Below are 20,796 nucleotides of genomic sequence, written 5' to 3'. Positions count from 1 at the left end.
CGGCTGCCGCATCTGGCGGCAGCCGATAAAAACAAGGAGGCAGAAATGAAATTTATACACTGGTTAAATGATAATTTCGAGAAGTACGTTTGTGTAGCAATTTTTATGATATTTACTGCATTTATGGCAATTAATGTGGTCATGAGATATGTTTTTAAAAGTGCAATTCCATGGGCATCAGATCTGGTACTTTTTTTATTTGTATGGTTTGTATGGTTTGCCATTAGTTTTGGATTTAAGGCAGGTTCGCACGTAAATGTAACAGCAGTAACCGGACTTTTACCGAAAAAAGTACAAAAGATATTAAGTGTTTTATGCTATCTGGTGGCTCTTGCAGGATTTGCATATATTTTTATTTTTGGCATTCGCCTGTTGTTTGACAATTCGGTAGTGGGAAAATATGGTCTGTTGATTAAATATCCTATGTGGAGTCTGTATCTGGCCACACCGGTTGGGGCAGCCTGCAGTATTGTGAGAATCGTGCAGATTTTAGTTCATTTGATTCGTAATGGAGAGGAGACGAAATAATGGGAGCAGCGGTACTGTTTTTATCTTTGTTGGTTATGATATTGTGCGGAATGCCGATTGCTATTTCACTGGCCATGTCTTCGGCATTGACGATTTTACTGTTTGGAACGGCAACACCGATGCTGCAGGTTCGTTCGATTGTAACTGCGGTAAGTTCGTATCCGTTACTTGCAATTCCACTATTTATTCTGGCAGGAGATCTGATGTATACAGGCGGTTTGTCTAAACGTCTTGTCAGAATGGCTGATGTCTGGCTGGGATCTGTAAAGGCCAGTCTGGCTTATGCAACCGTAGCAGCATCTACTTTTTTTGCAGCAATTTCTGGTTCAGGTCCTGCAACCGTAGCGGCTATCGGATCAAATGTGGTTCCAGAAATGGAAAAGAGGGGGTATCCGAAGGATTACAGCACCGGTCTGGCAGCGGCGGCTGGTATTGTGGGAGTTCTGATTCCGCCAAGTATCCCTTTTGTTATGTATGGAATTTCTTCAGGAGCTTCTGTCAGTACCTTATTTATGGCAGGAATTATTCCGGGACTTTTATTTTCTATTGCTTTCTGTATAGTGGCTAGATTTTTGTACAGCAAAAGAAATATTCAGTGTGAGGCTCACAAGTTTGACTTGAAGGAAGCACTGGTGGCAACAAAAGATGGAATTTGGGCAATTTTAGCTCCGATCATTGTATTGGGAGGCATTTATGGTGGATTCTTTTCGCCGACAGAAGCAGCTGCAATTTCCGTAGTTTATGCGATTTTTATCGGGTTTGTGGTATATCGGGAAATGACCTGGAAGACATTGGTGGATGCTTTCGTAAAGAGTACGAAGACTACAGCTACCTGCATGGGTTTGGTTGCTTTTGCTTCTACTTTTGGAAGACTTCTGACGTTAATGCAGGTGCCGAATGATCTGGCAAGATTTATTTCGGGTATTTCTTCCAATAAATATGTAATTTTGCTGCTGATCAATGTATTTTTGATTTTTGTGGGTATGTTTATGGAAACTGTAGCATCCATTATCATTCTGACACCGATTTTACTGCCCGTAGTGACAGGATTTGGTGTAGATCCGATTCAGTTTGGAGTTATGCTTACTGCTAATCTGGCAATAGGTTTCTGCACACCGCCTCTTGGAGTGAATCTGTTTGTGGCAAGTGGAATTAGCGGCTTGAGTGTGGAAAAAATTACAAAAGCTATTGTGCCATATCTGGTGGTGATGTTGGTGATTCAGCTTCTAATTACGGTAATTCCACAGCTTAGCATGGTTCTTCCTTCATTATTGATGGGATAAAAGAAAAGGAAAAGATAATGAAAACATATGTGATTACATTGGATACAGGAACGACAAATACGAGAGCGTATCTTTGGACAATTTCTGGAGAACTGGAGGGAATAGAGCGTTGTGAGGCCGGAGTTCGTGATACAGCGAAGAGTGGAACAAACACTTTTCTAAAGAATGAAATACGGAAATGTCTGGAAAATCTGGTGAAAAATAATAAGACGGATTTTGAACAGGTAGAGGCAGTGTTTGCTTCAGGAATGATTACTTCTAATGTGGGAGTTCTGGAAGTTCCACATTTGACTGCTCCGGTTTCGGCAAAACAGTTTGTGGAAAATGTATATCGTGCAGAGATGCCAGAATTATGTCCTGTACCGATCTTTTTTATCCGGGGACTCAAAAATACAATAAAAGACTGGAATTGCTTGGATGGAATGGATATTATGAGAGGAGAAGAAGTGGAAACACTTGCGCTCCTGGAGAACTGTCCATGTGGAAAAAAATATGTCTTTGTGTTGCCTGGCTCCCATACAAAATTTGTGTTTGTAAATGAACGGCAGGAAATAACAGCATGTCTGACTTCGATGACAGGAGAACTTCTGGAAGTGTTGAGTAAAAATACGATTCTTGCAGATGCAGTAGAGCGGACATTTGCTTCTAAAGAGGATTATTGTCGGGAAGCAGTACTGGAAGGCTATCGGACGGCGAAAAGGCAAGGTTTTGGCCGGGCAGCTTTTCTTACCAGAATTTATCGGATGTTTGGTGCCGGACAGAAGAAAGAGCGAAGCTGGGCATCCAGTTATCTTTTGGGAACTGTACTGTATAATGATGCAGCAGCATTACGAAGCATGCAGGATGAAGTAAAAGGTGCGGAAGGAATTATAGCGGGAAAAGCACCTTTCCTGAATGGATTGTTGGATGTATTGCAAGAGGATGAACTTTTGGAAAGCGTTCGTCCGTATGAGGCGGAAGATCATATTCCGTTATCTGCAAAAGGAGCATTTTCAGTAGCGAAGGCTTGGTTACGGAAAGCAGAGGTATAAAGGTTGAAACGTGAAATAAATGTAAATTTTGGAAATCTTCTGGATGATATAAAAATTCCAAAAATGTATGCAGTACGTCAGAATTTTGAAAAGCGTAGAATTGAAAATATTCAGGAAGAAACCAGAAAACAACTGGAAACTGTGTTTGGTGAAACAGATTTTGCAGGCAAAAAAATTGCGGTAACAGCTGGCAGCAGAGGAATTTCTCATAGTGTAGAAATTTTACGGACAATTTTGGATTTTTTGAAAGAAAAGGGAGCGAAACCATTCATTGTGCCATCCATGGGAAGCCATGGAGGAGGTACTATGCAGGGGCAGTTGGATGTACTTTCACATCTGGGTATTACACCGGAAAGTATGGGAGTGCCATTCGAACCTTCCATGGAGACTGTAGAGCTGGGAAACCTCTCCTGCGGGCTTCCTGTGTATTTTTCAAAAGAAGCGTATGAGTCTGATGGTGTATTCATTATGAATAAAGTGAAGCCTCATGCGGACTTTAAAGGAGAGCATGAAAGCGGTCTGGTGAAAATGCTTGCAATAGGTCTTGGTAAACATAGAGGCTGTGCGAGCCTCCATAAGCTAGGATTTGCAAATTTTCCGTGGGCACTTCCGGAAGCTGCAGAGTTGATATTAGAGAAAGCTCCAATCATCGGCGGAATCGGAATTGTGGAAAATGCATATGATGAACCGATGATTTTGGAAGCAGTTCCGGCTGCATGTATTATGGAGCGTGATAAAGAATTATTGAAGCTGGCAAAGAAAAATATGCCAAAAATCAAAGCACGGAAACTAGATGTGCTGGTTATTGACGAGATAGGAAAGAACATCAGCGGAGAAGGTATGGATCCGAATGTAACAGGAAGACCTGGTTCTTATTTGAATGAAGGTTTTGATTCCATTCAGATAAAACAGATTGTAATTCTGGGGACTACGCCGGAAACTGCCGGAAATGGAGCCGGAATTGGAATGGCAGACATTACGACGGTAAACTGTGTGAGAGGTTTGGATTTAGGCGTGATGTATACGAATTCTATTACAGCGGGAATTCTCGGTCCATCCAGATTGCCAGTTATTTTGAACAGTGATCTGGAAGCAATAAAAACAGCCATTATGCTGACCTCTTCGCTGGCGGAAGATAAAGTAAAGGTTATGAGAATTAAAAATACGCTGAATCTGGATGAAGTGTGGGTATCAGAAGCTCTGAAGATGGAGTATGAACAGATGGAGGATGCCGAGATTTTGGGGGAAGTGGAACTCTCTTTTGATACAGAAGAGAAAATGAGCAGGAGCTTTGCTCATCAATAAGCATAAAAGAGGTAAACAATGGGATATACAAAAAAGGCAACAGACATTGTCTACGCATTTATTAAAGACAAGATAGAAAAGAACGAATGGAGATCGGGAGATCGCATTTATACAGAAGCAAGATTGCGGGAAGAACTGGGTGTCAGCCGTGTGGCTGTTCGACAGGCTATCAGCAGGCTGGAATCGGCTTCTGTACTGTATTCTATTCAGGGATCCGGAACCTATGTGCAGGATCCGAGAATGCTGGATGATATGGATCTGGGACTGGATTGTGTAGAGTATGAAGATGTCATCAGCATTCTGGAATATCGTAAATACTATGAATGCGGAAATATTGCCCTCTTTATAAAATATGCGGATGAAGGGGATATTGCGGAACTGGAAAGCTGCTATAATCGAATGAAAAATTGTGGCGGGGATATGCAGGAGTTTTATACGGCGGATTATGAATTCCATGAAGTGCTTGCAAAAGGAACAAAAAAGGAATTTGTATATCGTATTACAAAATCGATCAGTAAAGCATTGATCCGACATCACGAAAAGGTAAATTTGGGTGTTGGACCAGATATTGGACTGGAATATCATAAATATATTCTGAAATATGTGAAGGAAAGAGATGTGGAACTTGCTACTCTCTATATGAGAAAACATATGGAGGAAACAATACATAGGATGGAAGAAAACAGAAGAAAGCAATAATCGGGAGAAAGTAGTATGATGGGAAGAGATAAAGTTCTCGATATGATTTATCAAAATAAAATCATTGCGATTATCCGTGGAGTGAGTCAGGAAAATATAGAAGATGTAATACAGGCACTTTTGGATGGCGGCGTCAATATGGCGGAAATTACATTTGATCATACGGACGAAATAAAGCGGGAAGAGACGCTTAATAGTCTGAGAAAAATTCAAAAGAGTTTCGGAGAAAGAATTTGTCTGGGAGCAGGTACAGTGCTGACGGAGAAAGATGTAGAAGATGCATATCAGGCAGGAGCGGATTACATGATTTCACCAAATACAAACGAAGCTGTAATTCGAAAAACAAGAGAACTTGGAATGGTGTCAATACCTGGAGCCTTTTCACCAAGCGAAATAGTGATGGCATATCAGGCGGGGGCGGATATTGTAAAGCTGTTTCCGGCGGCGTTGATGGGAGTAGAATATATCAAAGCGCTGATGGGACCACTACATCATATTCCTATGTCTGCAGTTGGAGGAGTTACACCAGAGAGTATTAAGGATTTTGTGAAAGCAGGAATTTGCTGCTTTGGAATTGGTAGTAATCTGGTCAGTGCAAAGAATGCTGAAGCAGGTGATTTTACGGCTATTACAAATTCGGCAAGACAATTTCACATGGCGGTGGAAGCTTTGTAAAAGGCAAAATACGAATATGTAGCAGGAGGTGTGAATGATACATCTCCTGCGTTGTATTTTTGCCGCCCATTTTCTTTAAAATAATGAAAAATCCCTTTTGAAATGAGTCGGATTATGATATGATATTTACAACAGAATTTTCTTATCTTGTGGGAGGGGCTCTTATATGAAGAAAATATTATTTGCGGCTTCCGAATGCGTGCCGTTTATCAAAACAGGGGGACTTGCGGACGTATGTGGAGCGCTGCCAAAGGGATTTAATAAGGATGAGTGGGATGTGCGTGTGGTAATACCGAATTATACCTGTATACCGGATGAGTTCAGGAATAATTTCAAGTATATCACACATTTTTATATGGGAACCGGTTCTTATAATCCAGGTGCCCACGTAGGTGTCATGACGTATGAATATGAAGGGGTTACCTTCTATTTCATTGACAATCTGGTATATTTCGGAGGTTCCAGACCCTATGGGGATTTCCGGACAGATATTGAAAAATTTGCCTTCTTTGATAAGGCGGTATTATCCATTCTTCCCATCGTTGGATTCCGCCCGGATCTGATTCACTGCCATGACTGGCAGACCGGACTGATTCCGGTTTATCTGAAGACAGAGTTCGCAGCCGGTGAATTTTACCAGGGTATCAAGACGGTCATGACCATCCATAACTTAAGATTCCAGGGTATCTGGGATATCGAGACCATGAAGGGTTTGACCGGTCTGCCGGATTATGTATTTACACCGGATAAGCTGGAGTACAAGAGGGATGCCAATATGCTCAAAGGCGGACTGGTGTACGCGGATTATATCACGACAGTCAGTGAAACCTATGCCCAGGAGATCCAGACACCGGAGTACGGCGAGGGAATGGATGGCCTGTTGTCCGCAAGACATATGGATCTTAGAGGAATTGTCAATGGTATCGACTATGATATCTGGAATCCGGAGACCGACGCGAAGATCCAGGATCATTATTCCATCAAAGATTTTAAGAAGGGCAAAGCAGCCAACAAGAGAGCCCTGCAGGAAGCACTGGGCCTGACGGTAGATGAGAATAAGATGATCATCGGTCTCATTTCCCGCCTGACGGATCAGAAGGGTCTCGACCTGATTGCGGAAGTGATGGAACAGATCGTGGATGATAATACCCAGTTTGTGGTGATTGGTACCGGAGACGAGCGGTATGAGAATATGTTCCGGCACTATGCATGGAAATATCCGGATAAAGTATCTGCCAATATTTATTATGCAGATGAGATGTCCCACAAGCTCTATGCGGCAGCGGATGCGTTCCTTATGCCGTCGGCATTTGAACCCTGCGGACTGACCCAGCTCATCTCTCTTCGGTATGGAACACTTCCGATTGTACGTGAGACCGGCGGCCTGAAAGATACCGTAGAACCCTACAATGAGTATGAAGGCAAAGGAACCGGATTCTCCTTTACCAATTATAATCCATGGGATATGATGGAAGTCATCAACTACGCAAAATATACCTATTTCGTACACCGCAAAGAATGGGACGAGATGGTAGAACGTGGCATGAAGAAAGATTTCTCATGGGATGCATCCAGATATAAATACGAAGGAATCTACTCCTGGCTGATTGGCTGGTAGGATTTCTGTATGGTTTTATGCAACCGGAGGCCGGACGATGGACTTCGCCCACTTGTGAAATATTTTGTGTGAAGGCAACACTTCTCTCGAAGCTGATCCATTTGGGTATATGGAATGTTCGTGCCTCTCCATGCCCAATATTTGCAGTGAAAAAAATATTTTTCGCTATATAGTTTCAGAAATTAAAAAAATTGGACATATAGAGATTTTTATGCATCTTTTGCCCTAATTTTCTGGGCATCTGATATCACAGATTTTCTATATGTCCAAATCAAATAACAAGACTTGTTTTTATAGAATTTTCGCGTGTCTGCACTGCCTGATTGGGCAAAAAATAACTTTTATTTTCTATCTGCCCTACAAAATAGAAAATGACTATTAAAATCACACAAAAAGGACTGATACAGAACAGATGACTCCATCTATTCTGCATCAGTCCCTTTGCTTGTAAGAAAAAAGTAGATAATCTAGTCTGTATGTGTTATTATTGATATGTTACCGCCTCCTAGACTGGTACGGAAGGGAGGTGCTTTATAGTGGAACATATTTGTTCATTTCTTGTCGCTGTCGCGGCTGGTGTAGCCTGCCACTACATCTGCAAATAGTTGGATAGCGACAAATAGCCGGTAACCAGCCTATGGATTAAGCCACCATACCAAAACGGAATAGAAAAGCCCCGGAGATACCGCTCCGGGGCTTTTCGTTTGCGCTGCTTCATAGTGGAAACAATTTGCTCATTTCTTGCCTAGCCAATTGTGGTCTAGTTGTATCTCTTAGCCTATCGGCATTATAACATATGCAATTTTTCTTTGCAATATTCTTTTTAAAAAGAAAAAGTCCTGAAATTCAGGACTTCTCAAAGTAAGCTCCCGACCGGATTCGAACCGGTGACCTACGCATTACGAGTGCGTCGCTCTACCTGCTGAGCCACGGAAGCATCGATTGCATTCAGCAACAAAAGTTATTATATCTTATGGTAGAAAAAAAGTAAAGTGCTTTTTGAAAAAATTTGGGATTCTGGTTTTGGGGATGAAAAATCAGATAATGGTTTCCTACAATGTGTACAATCACACATGGGGAAAAGTATGTTATTATAATAACAATCTTTGAAAGATATGGGATGATACAGATAAAGAAATCTGCGACAGCAAGGGACGGAAAAACATAAACAGATAGGAGAGATGATGATGTTTCGTGATGAATTCAATAGTGTATGCAATGCGGCAAAAGGAAAGATGGAACTTCTTAACAACAACCCAGCTGGTTATTTTATGTCAGCCATGGTGGCAGGCGCCTTTATCACTCTTGGCGGATTTGTAACGTTTACCCTCGGCTCGATTCTGACGGCAGCGGGATGTACGATTACAAAAGTGATTATGGCGTTTTCCTTTGCGTCTGCACTGAGTCTGGTGGTTATGGCAGGAGCGGAGCTTTTTACAGGTAATAACTTTGTAATGGCAGCGGCTTCTTTCAAAAAAGAAATATCTTGGCTTGACACTCTGAAATTGTGGGTTGTCTGTTATCTTGGAAACTTTGTGGGAGCGGTGATCCTGGTAGCGTTGTTCCAGCTTGGAGGAGTTCCGAAGGGAGCTACCGGTGAATATTTTGCAACGATTGCAGCCGGAAAGATGGGCGGAACCGCATCGGCCTTATTCTTTAAAGGAATGCTTTGCAATATGCTGGTATGTCTGGCAGTCTGGTGCTGCACCAAGCTGAAGACGGAATCCGGAAAGCTGATCATGATTTTTTGGTGCATTTACATATTTATGGCATGTGGATTTGAACACAGCATTGCAAATATGAGCGTGATGGCAGTTGGACTGTTAAATGGAGCAGGAGTGGAAGGTGTTTCTATTGCAGGATATTTTCACAATCTCCTGTGGGTAACCCTTGGAAATGTGGCAGGAGGTGCCCTTCTGGTGGCGTTCCCATACTATATCATCCAGAAAGAAAAATGACAGTAACTTCTATATTGAGTCCCATATAAACCCGGGGCGTCGGTCCATAAGACCGGCGCCCCGCTCTTGTGTAGGAAGATTCTTTGTGATAAAATGAACTGTAATTTGTAGAAAAAACCGGAAAGGAAGAAGAACCATGGCACAGTTATGGGGCGGACGTTTTACGAAAGAAACCGATCAGCTGGTATATCGTTTTAACGCATCTATTTCATTTGATCAGAAATTTTATAAACAAGATATTCAGGGCAGTATGGCACATGTCAAAATGCTTGCAAAACAGGGAATCCTGACAGAAGACGAAAAAGAACAGATTTTAAAAGGACTGGAAGGAATCCTTGCTGATGTGGAATCCGGAAAACTGGAGATCACAGATAAGTATGAGGATATCCACAGCTTTGTGGAGGCAAACCTCATTGACCGGATTGGAGATGCAGGAAAGAAGCTGCACACCGGAAGAAGCCGGAATGACCAGGTGGCGCTGGATATGAGACTTTATACAAGAGATGAAGTGAAGGAGACAGACGAGCTGGTAAAGGGTCTTCTGAAAGTACTGCTTCGCATCATGGAGGGAAATACCGAGACCATCATGCCGGGATTTACTCATCTGCAGAAGGCACAGCCCATTACACTGGCCCATCATATGGGCGCTTATTTTGAAATGTTCAAAAGAGACCGTTCAAGACTTCATGATATTGCAGAACGCATGAATTACTGTCCCCTGGGTGCCGGTGCACTGGCAGGAACCACCTATCCGCTGGACCGCGACTATACAGCAGAACTGCTTGGTTTTTACGGCCCGATGCAGAACAGCATGGATGCCGTATCTGACAGGGATTATCTCATTGAATATCTGTCTGCCATGTCCACCATTATGATGCATCTGAGCCGTTTTTCTGAGGAAGTGATTATCTGGAACAGCAACGAGTATCAGTTTGTGGAGATTGACGACGGATACAGCACCGGAAGCTCTATTATGCCCCAGAAGAAGAATCCGGATATTGCAGAGCTGGTACGCGGTAAGACCGGACGTGTCTATGGTGCCCTCATGTCTCTTCTGACTACCATGAAAGGCATTCCGCTGGCTTACAATAAAGATATGCAGGAAGATAAAGAGCTGGTATTTGACGCGATCGACACCACCAAAGGCTGCCTTGCCCTGTTTACCGGCATGATGGATACCATCAGCTTCCGCAAAGACCGCATGCAGGAAAGTGCAAAGAAAGGCTTCACCAATGCCACAGACGCAGCTGACTATCTGGTAAACCATGGCGTGCCCTTCCGGGATGCCCATGGAATCGTAGGACGGCTGGTACTCCGCTGCATTGCAGAAGGAAAATCCCTGGATGATCTGACCCTTGAGGAGTACAGAGAAGAAAGTCCGGTCTTTGAAAATGACATTTATGATGCGATTTCCATGGAGACCTGTGTGAACCGCCGTCTGACCATTGGCGCGCCGGGCAAGGAGGCAATGGAAAAAGTCATTGCAGGTTATAAAGAGTATCTGGAGGCATAATGGCATAAATTTTCAAAAAAGGGTTGCTTTTTTGAAAGAAATCCTGTACTATTTCATAGAAATGACAAATGTGCGTCATACGCGGACACACAGGGCGCGCATAAGATAAGAGGAGAATGAGAAAATGAGTGAAAAGTTGAAAGTAGGTATCCTTGGTGGAACTGGTATGGTAGGCCAGAGATTTATCTCCCTTCTGGAGAATCATCCGTGGTTTGAGGTGGTAACGATTGCAGCAAGTGCACGTTCCGCAGGCAAGACATACGAAGAAGCCGTAGGAGGCCGCTGGAAAATGGACACTCCTATGCCGGAGGCAGTGAAAAAGATCGTTGTCATGAATGTCAACGAAGTGGAAAAAGTAGCAGCAAGTGTTGATTTCGTATTCAGCGCAGTGGATATGTCCAAAGACGAGATCAAAGCCATTGAGGAAGCTTATGCAAAGACCGAGACTCCGGTTGTCTCCAACAACAGCGCACATCGCTGGACTCCGGACGTTCCGATGGTAGTACCGGAGATCAACCCCCAGCATTTTGATGTGATTGAGTTCCAGAAAAAACGTCTGGGAACCAAACGTGGATTTATTGCAGTAAAACCGAACTGCTCCATTCAGAGCTATGCACCGGTTCTTACCGCATGGAAAGAATTTGAGCCCTATGAAGTAGTAGCTACGACCTATCAGGCAATTTCCGGAGCAGGAAAGACCTTCAAGGACTGGCCGGAGATGGTAGGCAACATTATCCCCTATATTGGCGGCGAGGAAGAAAAATCCGAGCAGGAGCCCCTTCGTATCTGGGGACACATTGAGAATGGTGTGATTGTAAAGGCAGAAGAGCCGAAGATCACCTGCCAGTGTATCCGTGTTCCGGTACTGAACGGACATACCGCAGCGGTATTTGTAAAATTCCGCAAGAACCCGACCAAGGAAGAGCTGATCGACCGTCTGGAGAAATTCAGTGGATTCCCGCAGGAGGCAGGACTTCCGAGCGCACCGAAGCAGTTCATCCGTTACATGGAGGAGGACAACCGTCCGCAGGTTCAGCTGGATGTCAATTATGAGAACGGAATGGGAATCTCTGTAGGACGTCTTCGTGAGGACAGCATCTACGATTGGAAATTCGTAGGACTTTCCCACAATACGGTACGTGGTGCAGCTGGTGGAGCAGTGCTTTGTGCAGAGACTCTGAAAGCAAAAGGATATATTACAAAGAAATAAGAGCAATCAGCCAGAAATCCTGTCTGACCGTGGAATATGGTCAGGCAGGATTTTTTTTCTTGACAATCCCATGTAAATAGGATAGGATAGAAAGCAGGGAATCGAACAAAAGTTCGTATTGTGAAATTCGATGATAAGGAGATATTTCATGGGAAAAGAAGATAAAATGCAGAATGGAAAAGCTGCTGGGAAAGAAGAAAAGTTAAAAGCACTGGATGCAGCCCTTTCTCAGATTGAAAAGCAGTACGGAAAAGGTTCTGTCATGAAGCTGGGAGATCAGTCCAGCCGCATGCAGGTGGAGACGGTGCCGACCGGATCCTTAAGTCTTGATATTGCCCTGGGAGCAGGCGGTGTTCCGAAGGGACGTATTGTGGAGATCTATGGACCGGAGTCCAGTGGTAAGACGACGGTAGCACTCCATATGGTAGCGGAAGTACAGAAGCGCGGCGGCATTGCAGGATTTATCGACGCAGAGCATGCGCTGGATCCGGTTTATGCGAAGAATATCGGCGTGGATGTGGATAACCTTTATATTTCCCAGCCGGATAATGGAGAGCAGGCTCTGGAGATTACCGAGATGATGGTTCGTTCCGGAGCAGTGGATATTGTGATTGTGGACTCTGTAGCTGCACTGGTTCCGAAAGCAGAGATTGACGGTGATATGGGTGATTCTCATGTAGGTCTGCAGGCTCGCCTCATGTCCCAGGCACTGAGAAAACTGACCTCCATTGTCAGCAAGACCAACTGTATCGTAATCTTTATCAACCAGCTCCGTGAGAAGATCGGCGTTATGTTCGGTAATCCGGAGACGACTACCGGTGGACGCGCGCTGAAGTTCTATGCTTCCGTCCGTCTGGATGTACGCCGTACAGAGGCACTGAAGCAGAGCGGAGAGGTGGTAGGTAACCATACCCGCGTCAAAGTTGTAAAGAATAAGATTGCACCGCCCTTCAAAGAGGCAGAGTTTGATATTGTATTCGGAAAGGGAATCTCCACAGACGGAGATATTCTGGATCTGGCAGCGGAATGTGGGATCATTGCCAAGAGCGGCGCTTGGTATGCCTATAATGATGCGAAGATCGGACAGGGACGGGAGAATGCAAAGCAGTTCCTTCATGACAATCCTGAGATTCGCGATGAAGTAGAGATGAGGGTCAGAGAACATTATGGATTACCGGTACCGGAAGCATTCCGAAAAGCAGAAGACGGAGCAGCAGGAGGAAGCCTGGAGCTCACAACTCCGGAAAGCTAAGATTAAGGCACTAAAGATTCTGGAACGGATGGATCGGACGGAAGCCCAGCTTCGGGAAAAGCTTCTGCAGGCAGAGTTTTCTCCGGAACTGGTGGAGGAAGCAGTTGCCTATGTGAAAAGCTTTGGCTATATCGATGATGAGCGTTATGTTCGTAATTATATCGAATACCGTTCCTCGCAGAAGAGCCGGAGACAGCTGGAGCAGGAGCTTCAGTTTCGAAAGGGAGTATCTCCGGAGCTGATTCAAAAGGTATATGAAGAACTGGAACCTGCGGATGAGAAAATTATCATCCGCAGGTTTCTTGAAAAGAAGAAGTTTGCAGGGACTGCCACAGAGGAAAAAGTCCGTCAGCGGCTTCTGGCAGGTCTTCTGAGAAAAGGTTTCCGGATGGGAGATATACTGTCTGTGATGAAAGAAGACAGATGGGATCAGGCTGCCGATTTGTAAAACAAGTTGCACAAAAGGAAACACACAGCACTTGACATAATTGTAAAAACAGTTTAAAATTTATGATGTTGTGTATGTACAATGAAAATTAAATAAGGAGGTGCTCCTGTATATGGTTCCGATCATAATAGCAGTTCTGGTCGCAGTTGTTCTGACCGCAGCTATTACCTGGCCGTGTGCAATTGGCTACCGTAAAAAAGTAGTGGAAGCCAAGCTTGGTAATGCAGAAGACAGAGCTAGAGAGATCGTAGACGAAGCGCTGAAAGCAGCAGAAACGAAGAAGCGTGAAGCAATGCTGGAAGCAAAAGAAGAGTCTATGAAGACCAGAAACGAATTAGAGAAAGAGACCAAAGAGCGCAGAGCAGAGCTGCAGCGTTATGAGCGCCGCGTCCTTGCAAAAGAGGAAACTCTTGATAAGAAGACGGAAGCGATTGAACGCAAGGAAGCAAGCTTCGCAGCACAGGAAGAACGTCTTGCAAAGAGACGTGCGGAAGTGGAAGAGCTTTCTGCAAAGCGTGTACAGGAACTGGAACGAATCTCAGGTCTTACCTCCGAACAAGCAAAAGAATATCTTTTGAAAACAGTTGAAGACGATGTGAAACATGAAACTGCCAAGCTGGTAAAAGAGCTGGAGAGCAGGGCAAAAGAGGAAGCAGGCAAAAAGGCGAAAGACTATGTTGTTACCGCCATTCAGAAATGCGCAGCCGACCATGTGGCTGAGACAACGATTTCTGTAGTGCAGCTTCCCAATGACGAAATGAAGGGACGTATCATTGGCCGTGAGGGACGGAATATCCGTACTCTTGAGACCCTGACTGGTGTGGATTTGATTATTGATGATACACCGGAAGCAGTGATTCTGTCAGGATTTGATCCGATACGGCGTGAAGTTGCCCGTATCGCATTGGAAAAACTGATTGTTGACGGTCGTATCCACCCGGCAAGAATTGAAGAGATGGTGGAGAAGGCCCAGAAAGAAGTTGACACAATGATCCGCGAGGAAGGTGAAGCAGCAACCCTGGAGGTTGGTGTTCACGGAATCCATCCGGAACTGGTACGTCTGCTTGGACGTATGAAATTCCGCAGCAGCTATGGTCAGAATGCTCTGAAGCATTCCATCGAGGTTGCTCATCTGTCAGGTCTCCTGGCCGGTGAAATCGGTGTTGACGTTCGTCTGGCAAAACGTGCCGGACTGTTACATGATATTGGAAAATCCATCGATCATGAGATGGAAGGATCCCATATTCAGATCGGTGTAGAATTATGTAAGAAGTATAAGGAATCAGCTACAGTGATCAACGCAGTTGAATCACATCATGGTGATGTAGAGCCTACTTCCCTGATCGCCTGTATCGTACAGGCAGCAGATACCATTTCTGCTGCACGTCCGGGCGCGAGAAGAGAGACACTGGAGACTTATACCAACAGATTAAAACAACTGGAAGATATTGCGAACTCCTTTAAGGGAGTTGATAAATCTTTTGCTATTCAGGCAGGTAGAGAGGTTCGTGTTATGGTAGTTCCGGACCAGGTAGATGACGCAGAGATGGTATTATTGGCAAGAGACATATCCAAACAGATCGAAGCGGAACTGGAGTACCCTGGTCAGATTAAGGTCAATGTAATTCGCGAAAGCAGAGTTACAGATTACGCCAAATAATGACGAAAGATTGAAAAGATAACAAAGAGGATGTCGCGTATGCGGCATCCTTTCTTTGAATTCTTATTCAAATCCAGAGGAGGACAGCAGCATGGAGAAAATTGGTTTTATTGGAATGGGCAATATGGGAAAAGCAATTTTGCACGGGGCATTAAAAGAGTTTCCCCGGACAGATTTTGTATTTTCGGCAAAGACGGAGGAGACAAAGAGGAAGGTTTCCGAAGAATTAGGAGTAGCGGTTGCAGATTCGAATGCGGAGTGCGCAAACCGTTGTAAATATCTGATTCTGGCAGTGAAGCCTCAGTTCTATGACGAGGTGTTCAATGCGATCCGCTATATGGTGACTCCGGAACATGTGATTATTTCCCTGGCACCGGGAAGAACCATTGATCAGCTGAAGCTGAATCTGGGAACGGACAAGAGGATTGTCCGTGTAATGCCCAACACACCGGCTATGATCGGTGAGGGAATGACGGGTATCAGCTGCAGGAAGGAAGAATTTTCGGAAGAAGAGCTGACAGTACTGTCTCGAATTTTTGCTTCCTGTGGAAAGGCAGAATTTATCGAAGAGCGGCTCATGAATGCGGTGGTCTGCGCCAGTGGCAGCTCCCCGGCCTTTGTCTACATGTTTATTGAGGCGTTGGCAGATGGGGCGGTGCGCTGCGGTATGCCGAGAAAACAGGCATATGTCTTTGCGGCCCAGGCGGTGAAGGGTTCCGCTTCCATGGTGCTGGAAAGCGGAAAACATCCGGGCGAACTGAAAGATCAGGTATGCAGCCCGGCTGGCACTACCATCGAGGGTGTGGCTGCCCTGGAAGCAGCCGGATTCCGGAATGCAGTGTTAAAAGGCTGTGAGGCAGTTTATAAAAAATGTACCGAAATCTGATCGGGTGATAATGGGCCTTCTCTTTTCATATAATGAAAGAGGAGGTCTTTTTATGCGTGGATGGGTGAATGACCGATATTTACTGCTTTTGTTTGCGGGTCTGATTCTGGGAGTGGTGCTGGTGCAGACATGCCAGAAATCCATGCTTCCAGGAATTTTTGGGACTTATTTTCTGAGTCAGTATGCAAATTTGAAAATTGATACTCTTCGTCTGCTGAAGTATACGGGGAGTTACCGGGCAGGGCAGTATTTGTTTGTAGTATGCTGCGGAGCTATGCCTATGGCACCGGCGGTGATGGGAGTGCTGTTGCTGGTGCTGGGAATGGTGATGGGAACCATGCTGAGTATTTCAACAATCCAATTGGGAATAAAAGGAATTCTTATTTGCGTGGCAGGTGTGCTTCCTCAGATTTTTTTCTATCTTCCTGCCTTCGGTTGGGTGCTGTTATGGATTACCTATCACGGAAACAGTCGAAAGAAGTATTTGTTTCTGGCTGCGGCAGGCAGCCTGTTCCTGTTATTTGGAATTTTAAGTGAAACCTGTATCAATCCACCGCTGTTACAGCAGCTTTTACGGAAAATCTCATAAAAAAGATTGAAATTCGGGAATTTCTTCGCTATACTGTAACCATCTTTAGGTAGTTTGGGGTAACATTATGGATGAAGAAATTCGACTTTTTACGGGATATCTGGAAGAGATAAAGAAGTTGTCCCGTAATACGGTCATGTCATATCATGGCGATCTGGCCAAGATGGCAGTATATATGAAAGAACAGGGGATTACCTCGACAGCTGATATCCGTGGAACGACGCTGAACGCTTATGTACTGCATATGGAGAAAAATGGAATGTCGGCGGCCACCATTTCCCGCTACATTGCTTCTATGAAAGCTTTTTTTGAATATCTGGTAAGGGAACGGATACTGGACGAGGATCCGTCTTTTTTTCTGAAACCTCCAAAAGTGGAGAAAAAGCTTCCGGGAATTTTGACAGTGGAAGAGATGGAGCATCTTTTGGAACAGCCGTCAGGAAATAATCCAAAAGGAATGCGGGACAAGGCTATGCTGGAGCTTCTCTATGCCACTGGCATGAGAGTCAGCGAACTGGTCCATCTGGAAGTGGAGGATGTGAACCTTCGTTTTGGCTGGATTATCTGCCGGGAGAACGGCAAGGAGCGGATGATTCCTTTCGGGGGAACGGCCGGAAAGGCACTTCAGATGTATCTGGATAAGGGACGGAATACCTTCCTGAAAAATGAAGAGGATCATTTGCTGTTCTTTAACTGTTCCGGAGCGCCTATGAGCAGACAGGGATTTTGGAAAGTGCTCAAAGGCTATGCTTCCAGAGCCGGAATTGAGAAGGATATTACACCGCGGATGTTTCGTCATTCCTGTGCGGCCCATATGGCAGCAGGCGGAGCCGGACTTCAGATTATCCGGGAAATGCTGGGACATACGGATATGGCTGCCACACAGATTTATGCGGAATTTCAGCCGGGAATTACAACTGAGTACCGAAAAGCTCATCCGAGAGGCTGAGAATGGTAAGAAATACTGCAAAGGCGCAGAAGCTTATTAGGAGCTTTTGCGCCTTTTTGGGTGTATAAAATACTTAGAATACGGAAGGGGATAGGAAGATGGAACAGCATAAATCGTTGATTTCCACAAAGGCCGATACATTATTTGCACTGCGAAGCCTGATTCATAAATCGACCATTGAAGAAATGTATATTCTTCATGTCCGGGATTACCAGATGGACAAGCTGGAAGTCTGTCATGAAATTATGGATCAGTTCCGGGGGCGGAGGATCGTGGTCCGGAGTTCTTCGTCGGCGGAGGATTCGTTCCAGCGTTCCAATGCAGGCCACTATAAAAGTATTCTGGATGTGGATTCTTCCAGTGAGGGGGAGATTATCGCAGCGGTGGATGCGGTTATTGCCTCTTATCGGAAGGATATCTCCAATCTGGCAGAGGAACAGGTGCTGATTCAGTGTCAGGCATTGAATGTAGCCTGCAGCGGCGTGGTATTTACCAGGGATATTCAGAACAATAAGCCCTACTATCTGATTAACTATGATGAGACCGGATCAACAGACAGTGTTACCAGCGGCTCTGCGGGACGGATGATGAAGGTGGTCCGCAATGTGGATGAAAATACGCTGGATACACCCTGGAAAGAGCTTTTAAAGGCGGTTCGGGAACTGGAGCACATTATGGAGGGGCTGGCTCTGGATATTGAGTTCGCCATTGATAAAGAGAACAGGATTATTCTGTTCCAGATGCGTCCCCTTGTGGCAAGTTACAAACAAGGCAGCAATTATGATGACCCAGCGTTTTTTTATCTGCTGGAAAATGCAGCGAATATGTATCTGCAGCATAAAAATGTGATCACGGGAGAACCCATGATGATGTCAGATATGGCATTCTGGAATCCGTCGGAGATCATTGGAACGAATCCGCGGCCGTTAGACTATTCCCTTTACCGGGCCATTATCACTCATCAGGCATGGAATCAGGGAATTGTCAAGCTGGGCTTCCGGAAACTCTCAGAAGACCTGATGCATCGGATTGGAAATAAGCCATATATCTGTCTGGAATATGCCTTCTATTCCCTGATTCCCCAGCGTGTGCCGGAAGAGCTGGCGAAAAGGCTGATCCATTACTATCAGAATGCACTGCGGCACAATCTGACAGCTCATGATAAGATTGAATTTGAAATCGTATTTTCCAGCTACGATTTTGGAACGGAACAGAGAACCAGAAAATTACTGGATTTCGGATTTTCGGAGCAGGACCGGACAGAACTTCTGGAAAGCCTGAAGGCGGTAACAGAACACGCCATCACGGAATTTGACCGGATTCTGGAAGAAGACTTGAACAGCTTAAAAAAACTGGAAGAAATCCGAAAAAAAGAGGAAGAGCTTCTTCATGCCGGATCGGCAACCATCCATCAGATCATGCAGGCGGTGCAGAGTCTTCGTGCCGGTTTGCAGCATTATGGAACCCCCCAGTTTGCGCGCCAGGCCCGGATGGCATTTATGGCAAGAGCTTTTCTGCGGAGTCTGACGGAAAATGGACCCAAAGAGCAGGAGAAAAGCGGAGAAAAGACCTGGTTTACGCAGGAAGATGCAGACGCTTTCATGCAGTCCATTTCCACGGTCTCTACAAAGTTTGAGAAGGATTTCCGGGCATTTTCCATGGACGAGATCAGCCGGACGGAATTCAATCAGAAATATGGTCATCTTCGTGTGGGAACCTATGATATTCGCACGGAACGTTATGATCAGATGAATTTCCGCCCGTGTCCCTCCAAGTCCCAGAGAAAAGTGACACCGAGGGAAGATGCATTGGATTCGGTCCGTCTTACCCGGGCGATTGAGGAAGCTGAACTTCATGTGACCTGGGAGCAGCTAGTCCATTTTATCCGTCATGCCATCGAACAGAGAGAATATTTTAAATTTGAGTTTACAAAATCATTAAGCCTGATTCTGGAACTTCTGGTACGGGCAGGAACGATCATGGAAATTGCCAGAAATGATCTGTCCTGGCTGGAAATCGAAGACTTTCAGCTGCCCCAGTATATGAGCCTGGATGAACTGAAAGACCGGATGGAAGAAAAAATTGTCAGAAGACACCGGAAATATCAGGAGTTCCGGGAACTGTATCTGCCGGAGGTGATTCTGAACCGGCAGAGCCTGAATGTGGTGGAAGTCTATGAGGCAAGACCTAACTTCATTACCACGAAAAAGGTGGAAGGAGAGGTTGTACTGCTGGATGAAGAACCGGATGCGGATATCCATGACAAAATCGTAGTGGTTCCGAAAGCGGACCCTGGATACGAGTGGGTATTTACCAAAGGAATCAAAGGATTTATCACCCGATTTGGCGGTGCAGCGTCCCATATGGCCATCCGCTGTGCAGAATTTGAGATTCCGGCGGCCATTGGATGCGGTGAGAAGATTTACCATTATGTATCTTCTTTGAGTTATTTAAGTCTTGACTGCCGGGCAGGAAAGATCGAGGAAGGAATCCAATACCGGAATCTGAGTGCCCTCATTACCCAGAGAGAAGGCGTGAACCAATATGGTGACCCGGTGGATATTCTGGAGTCCGGCTATGTGCGGTTCTATGAACTGCTGGGCTTTATCCCGAAGACCATTTCCAATTTTACGAAGAATGTGGAGATGATTTTCAATAAGAAGAGGGATCTCCTCATTGTAGTGGGGGGAGGTTCTCTGCCGCCATCGATGTATGACCGCCCCCACGAAGATGAACTGCAGCCCAACCGTGACCGGATGGAGGAGCAGGTGATCCACTACTGTGTGGCCCATGGCATTCCTATTATTGCCACCTGCCGTGGTATGCAGTACATTAATGTCATGTTTGGCGGAAAGCTCTGGTATCACCCCAAGCTTCCAGTGACCAGAACGAGGGGAATGGATCATCAGGTGTGGCTTGTGAAAGAACAACGGAATATCTGGGTCAACAATTACCATTCGGACTGCATCTATGAGGAAGGGCTGGCGCCCTGCTTCGAGCCACTGGCCATTGACCGGGAAAATCATGTGGTGGAAGCCTACGGATCCGATGAAATGAAGATTCTGGCACTGCAGTGGCACCCGGAACGCCGGTTTGAAACAGCCAATGCCTACGAAGAGACAAGGAAAATTGTACTGGATTTTATTCAGAAACATGTGAAATAATGAGGAATAGAAAAGAAGCTTCATGCCG

The 20,796-nt window shown here is 45.1% G+C and carries 17 protein-coding genes and 1 tRNA gene; 17 read left to right on the top strand and 1 reads right to left on the bottom strand.

What is annotated here, in order from left to right:
• Positions 1 to 45 precede the first annotated feature (45 nt).
• The 7 genes from ACZMB2_RS01795 to glgA all read left to right on the top strand — a co-directional run bounded on the left by ACZMB2_RS01795 (position 46) and on the right by glgA (position 7,139).
• A complete protein-coding gene (locus ACZMB2_RS01795; RefSeq protein WP_487595236.1) occupies positions 46 to 528 on the top strand; it encodes a TRAP transporter small permease in 483 nt (160 codons plus the stop codon).
• Entirely contained in the window at positions 528 to 1,811 is a 1,284-nt protein-coding gene (locus ACZMB2_RS01790; protein ID WP_487595235.1) for a TRAP transporter large permease, read from the top strand. The genes ACZMB2_RS01795 and ACZMB2_RS01790 overlap by 1 nt, the downstream gene beginning before the upstream one ends.
• A gap of 17 nt (positions 1,812 to 1,828) precedes the next feature.
• Complete coding sequence (locus ACZMB2_RS01785) at positions 1,829 to 2,842, top strand: 2-dehydro-3-deoxygalactonokinase (RefSeq protein ID WP_487595234.1); 1,014 nt, start codon at positions 1,829 to 1,831, stop codon at positions 2,840 to 2,842.
• Positions 2,843 to 2,845: 3 nt separating this feature from the next.
• The gene (locus tag ACZMB2_RS01780) at positions 2,846 to 4,147 is read left to right on the top strand and encodes a nickel pincer cofactor-dependent isomerase, group 22 (RefSeq protein WP_487595233.1); all 1,302 of its coding nucleotides are present in this window, start codon (positions 2,846 to 2,848) and stop codon (positions 4,145 to 4,147) included.
• A gap of 18 nt (positions 4,148 to 4,165) precedes the next feature.
• Entirely contained in the window at positions 4,166 to 4,846 is a 681-nt protein-coding gene (locus tag ACZMB2_RS01775; protein WP_487595232.1) for a FadR/GntR family transcriptional regulator, read from the top strand.
• A gap of 15 nt (positions 4,847 to 4,861) precedes the next feature.
• Positions 4,862 to 5,521 carry a bifunctional 4-hydroxy-2-oxoglutarate aldolase/2-dehydro-3-deoxy-phosphogluconate aldolase gene (locus ACZMB2_RS01770; RefSeq protein ID WP_487595231.1) on the top strand — a complete coding sequence of 220 codons (660 nt, stop codon included), beginning with the start codon at positions 4,862 to 4,864 and terminating at the stop codon, positions 5,519 to 5,521.
• A gap of 166 nt (positions 5,522 to 5,687) precedes the next feature.
• Positions 5,688 to 7,139: a glycogen synthase GlgA gene (glgA, locus tag ACZMB2_RS01765; protein ID WP_487595230.1), complete on the top strand. Its 1,452-nt coding sequence runs from the start codon at positions 5,688 to 5,690 to the stop codon at positions 7,137 to 7,139.
• Between the two features lie 864 nt (positions 7,140 to 8,003).
• Here glgA and ACZMB2_RS01760 read toward each other — a convergent pair.
• Positions 8,004 to 8,076: transfer RNA gene (locus ACZMB2_RS01760), tRNA-Thr, on the bottom strand.
• A 244-nt stretch (positions 8,077 to 8,320) separates the two neighbouring features.
• On the opposite strand from ACZMB2_RS01760, the gene ACZMB2_RS01755 reads away from it, so the two are divergent.
• The 10 genes from ACZMB2_RS01755 to ACZMB2_RS01710 all read left to right on the top strand — a co-directional run bounded on the left by ACZMB2_RS01755 (position 8,321) and on the right by ACZMB2_RS01710 (position 20,768).
• The gene (locus ACZMB2_RS01755) at positions 8,321 to 9,097 is read left to right on the top strand and encodes a formate/nitrite transporter family protein (protein WP_487595229.1); all 777 of its coding nucleotides are present in this window, start codon (positions 8,321 to 8,323) and stop codon (positions 9,095 to 9,097) included.
• A 136-nt stretch (positions 9,098 to 9,233) separates the two neighbouring features.
• On the top strand, positions 9,234 to 10,610 hold the full coding sequence (gene argH, locus ACZMB2_RS01750; protein WP_487595228.1) for an argininosuccinate lyase: 1,377 nt from the start codon (positions 9,234 to 9,236) through the stop codon (positions 10,608 to 10,610).
• A gap of 124 nt (positions 10,611 to 10,734) precedes the next feature.
• Positions 10,735 to 11,820 carry an aspartate-semialdehyde dehydrogenase gene (gene asd / locus ACZMB2_RS01745; protein ID WP_487595227.1) on the top strand — a complete coding sequence of 362 codons (1,086 nt, stop codon included), beginning with the start codon at positions 10,735 to 10,737 and terminating at the stop codon, positions 11,818 to 11,820.
• A 148-nt stretch (positions 11,821 to 11,968) separates the two neighbouring features.
• Positions 11,969 to 13,072, top strand: coding sequence for a recombinase RecA (gene recA / locus ACZMB2_RS01740; RefSeq protein ID WP_487595226.1), 1,104 nt, complete (start codon positions 11,969 to 11,971; stop codon positions 13,070 to 13,072).
• Positions 12,987 to 13,520 carry a regulatory protein RecX gene (locus ACZMB2_RS01735; protein ID WP_487595225.1) on the top strand — a complete coding sequence of 178 codons (534 nt, stop codon included), beginning with the start codon at positions 12,987 to 12,989 and terminating at the stop codon, positions 13,518 to 13,520. The genes recA and ACZMB2_RS01735 overlap by 86 nt, the downstream gene beginning before the upstream one ends.
• A 112-nt stretch (positions 13,521 to 13,632) precedes the next feature.
• Positions 13,633 to 15,180: a ribonuclease Y gene (gene rny, locus ACZMB2_RS01730; protein ID WP_487595224.1), complete on the top strand. Its 1,548-nt coding sequence runs from the start codon at positions 13,633 to 13,635 to the stop codon at positions 15,178 to 15,180.
• 91 nt (positions 15,181 to 15,271) lie between these two features.
• Positions 15,272 to 16,066, top strand: a complete 795-nt coding sequence (gene proC, locus ACZMB2_RS01725; protein WP_487595223.1) for a pyrroline-5-carboxylate reductase — start codon at positions 15,272 to 15,274, stop codon at positions 16,064 to 16,066.
• A 52-nt stretch (positions 16,067 to 16,118) separates the two neighbouring features.
• Positions 16,119 to 16,655 carry a hypothetical protein gene (locus ACZMB2_RS01720; RefSeq protein ID WP_487595222.1) on the top strand — a complete coding sequence of 179 codons (537 nt, stop codon included), beginning with the start codon at positions 16,119 to 16,121 and terminating at the stop codon, positions 16,653 to 16,655.
• A gap of 67 nt (positions 16,656 to 16,722) precedes the next feature.
• Positions 16,723 to 17,604, top strand: coding sequence for a tyrosine recombinase (locus ACZMB2_RS01715; protein WP_487595221.1), 882 nt, complete (start codon positions 16,723 to 16,725; stop codon positions 17,602 to 17,604).
• 98 nt (positions 17,605 to 17,702) lie between these two features.
• Positions 17,703 to 20,768: a gamma-glutamyl-gamma-aminobutyrate hydrolase family protein gene (locus ACZMB2_RS01710; protein ID WP_487595220.1), complete on the top strand. Its 3,066-nt coding sequence runs from the start codon at positions 17,703 to 17,705 to the stop codon at positions 20,766 to 20,768.
• Positions 20,769 to 20,796: the final 28 nt, after the last annotated feature.

The sequence above is a fragment of the Hominiventricola sp. genome, from assembly GCF_057604405.1.
The sequence above is the reverse complement of the archived record's forward strand: the minus strand, read 5'-3'. Positions and strand labels throughout refer to the sequence as shown.

Coding starts and splice junctions, on each gene's coding strand:
- ACZMB2_RS01785 (WP_487595234.1), top strand. CDS start 1,829: ATGAAAACATATGTGATTACATTGGATACAGGAACGACAAATACGAGA.
- argH (WP_487595228.1), top strand. CDS start 9,234: ATGGCACAGTTATGGGGCGGACGTTTTACGAAAGAAACCGATCAGCTG.
- glgA (WP_487595230.1), top strand. CDS start 5,688: ATGAAGAAAATATTATTTGCGGCTTCCGAATGCGTGCCGTTTATCAAA.
- rny (WP_487595224.1), top strand. CDS start 13,633: ATGGTTCCGATCATAATAGCAGTTCTGGTCGCAGTTGTTCTGACCGCA.
- ACZMB2_RS01710 (WP_487595220.1), top strand. CDS start 17,703: ATGGAACAGCATAAATCGTTGATTTCCACAAAGGCCGATACATTATTT.
- ACZMB2_RS01795 (WP_487595236.1), top strand. CDS start 46: ATGAAATTTATACACTGGTTAAATGATAATTTCGAGAAGTACGTTTGT.
- ACZMB2_RS01715 (WP_487595221.1), top strand. CDS start 16,723: ATGGATGAAGAAATTCGACTTTTTACGGGATATCTGGAAGAGATAAAG.
- recA (WP_487595226.1), top strand. CDS start 11,969: ATGGGAAAAGAAGATAAAATGCAGAATGGAAAAGCTGCTGGGAAAGAA.
- ACZMB2_RS01720 (WP_487595222.1), top strand. CDS start 16,119: ATGCGTGGATGGGTGAATGACCGATATTTACTGCTTTTGTTTGCGGGT.
- ACZMB2_RS01775 (WP_487595232.1), top strand. CDS start 4,166: ATGGGATATACAAAAAAGGCAACAGACATTGTCTACGCATTTATTAAA.
- ACZMB2_RS01735 (WP_487595225.1), top strand. CDS start 12,987: ATGGATTACCGGTACCGGAAGCATTCCGAAAAGCAGAAGACGGAGCAG.
- ACZMB2_RS01770 (WP_487595231.1), top strand. CDS start 4,862: ATGATGGGAAGAGATAAAGTTCTCGATATGATTTATCAAAATAAAATC.
- proC (WP_487595223.1), top strand. CDS start 15,272: ATGGAGAAAATTGGTTTTATTGGAATGGGCAATATGGGAAAAGCAATT.
- asd (WP_487595227.1), top strand. CDS start 10,735: ATGAGTGAAAAGTTGAAAGTAGGTATCCTTGGTGGAACTGGTATGGTA.
- ACZMB2_RS01790 (WP_487595235.1), top strand. CDS start 528: ATGGGAGCAGCGGTACTGTTTTTATCTTTGTTGGTTATGATATTGTGC.
- ACZMB2_RS01755 (WP_487595229.1), top strand. CDS start 8,321: ATGATGATGTTTCGTGATGAATTCAATAGTGTATGCAATGCGGCAAAA.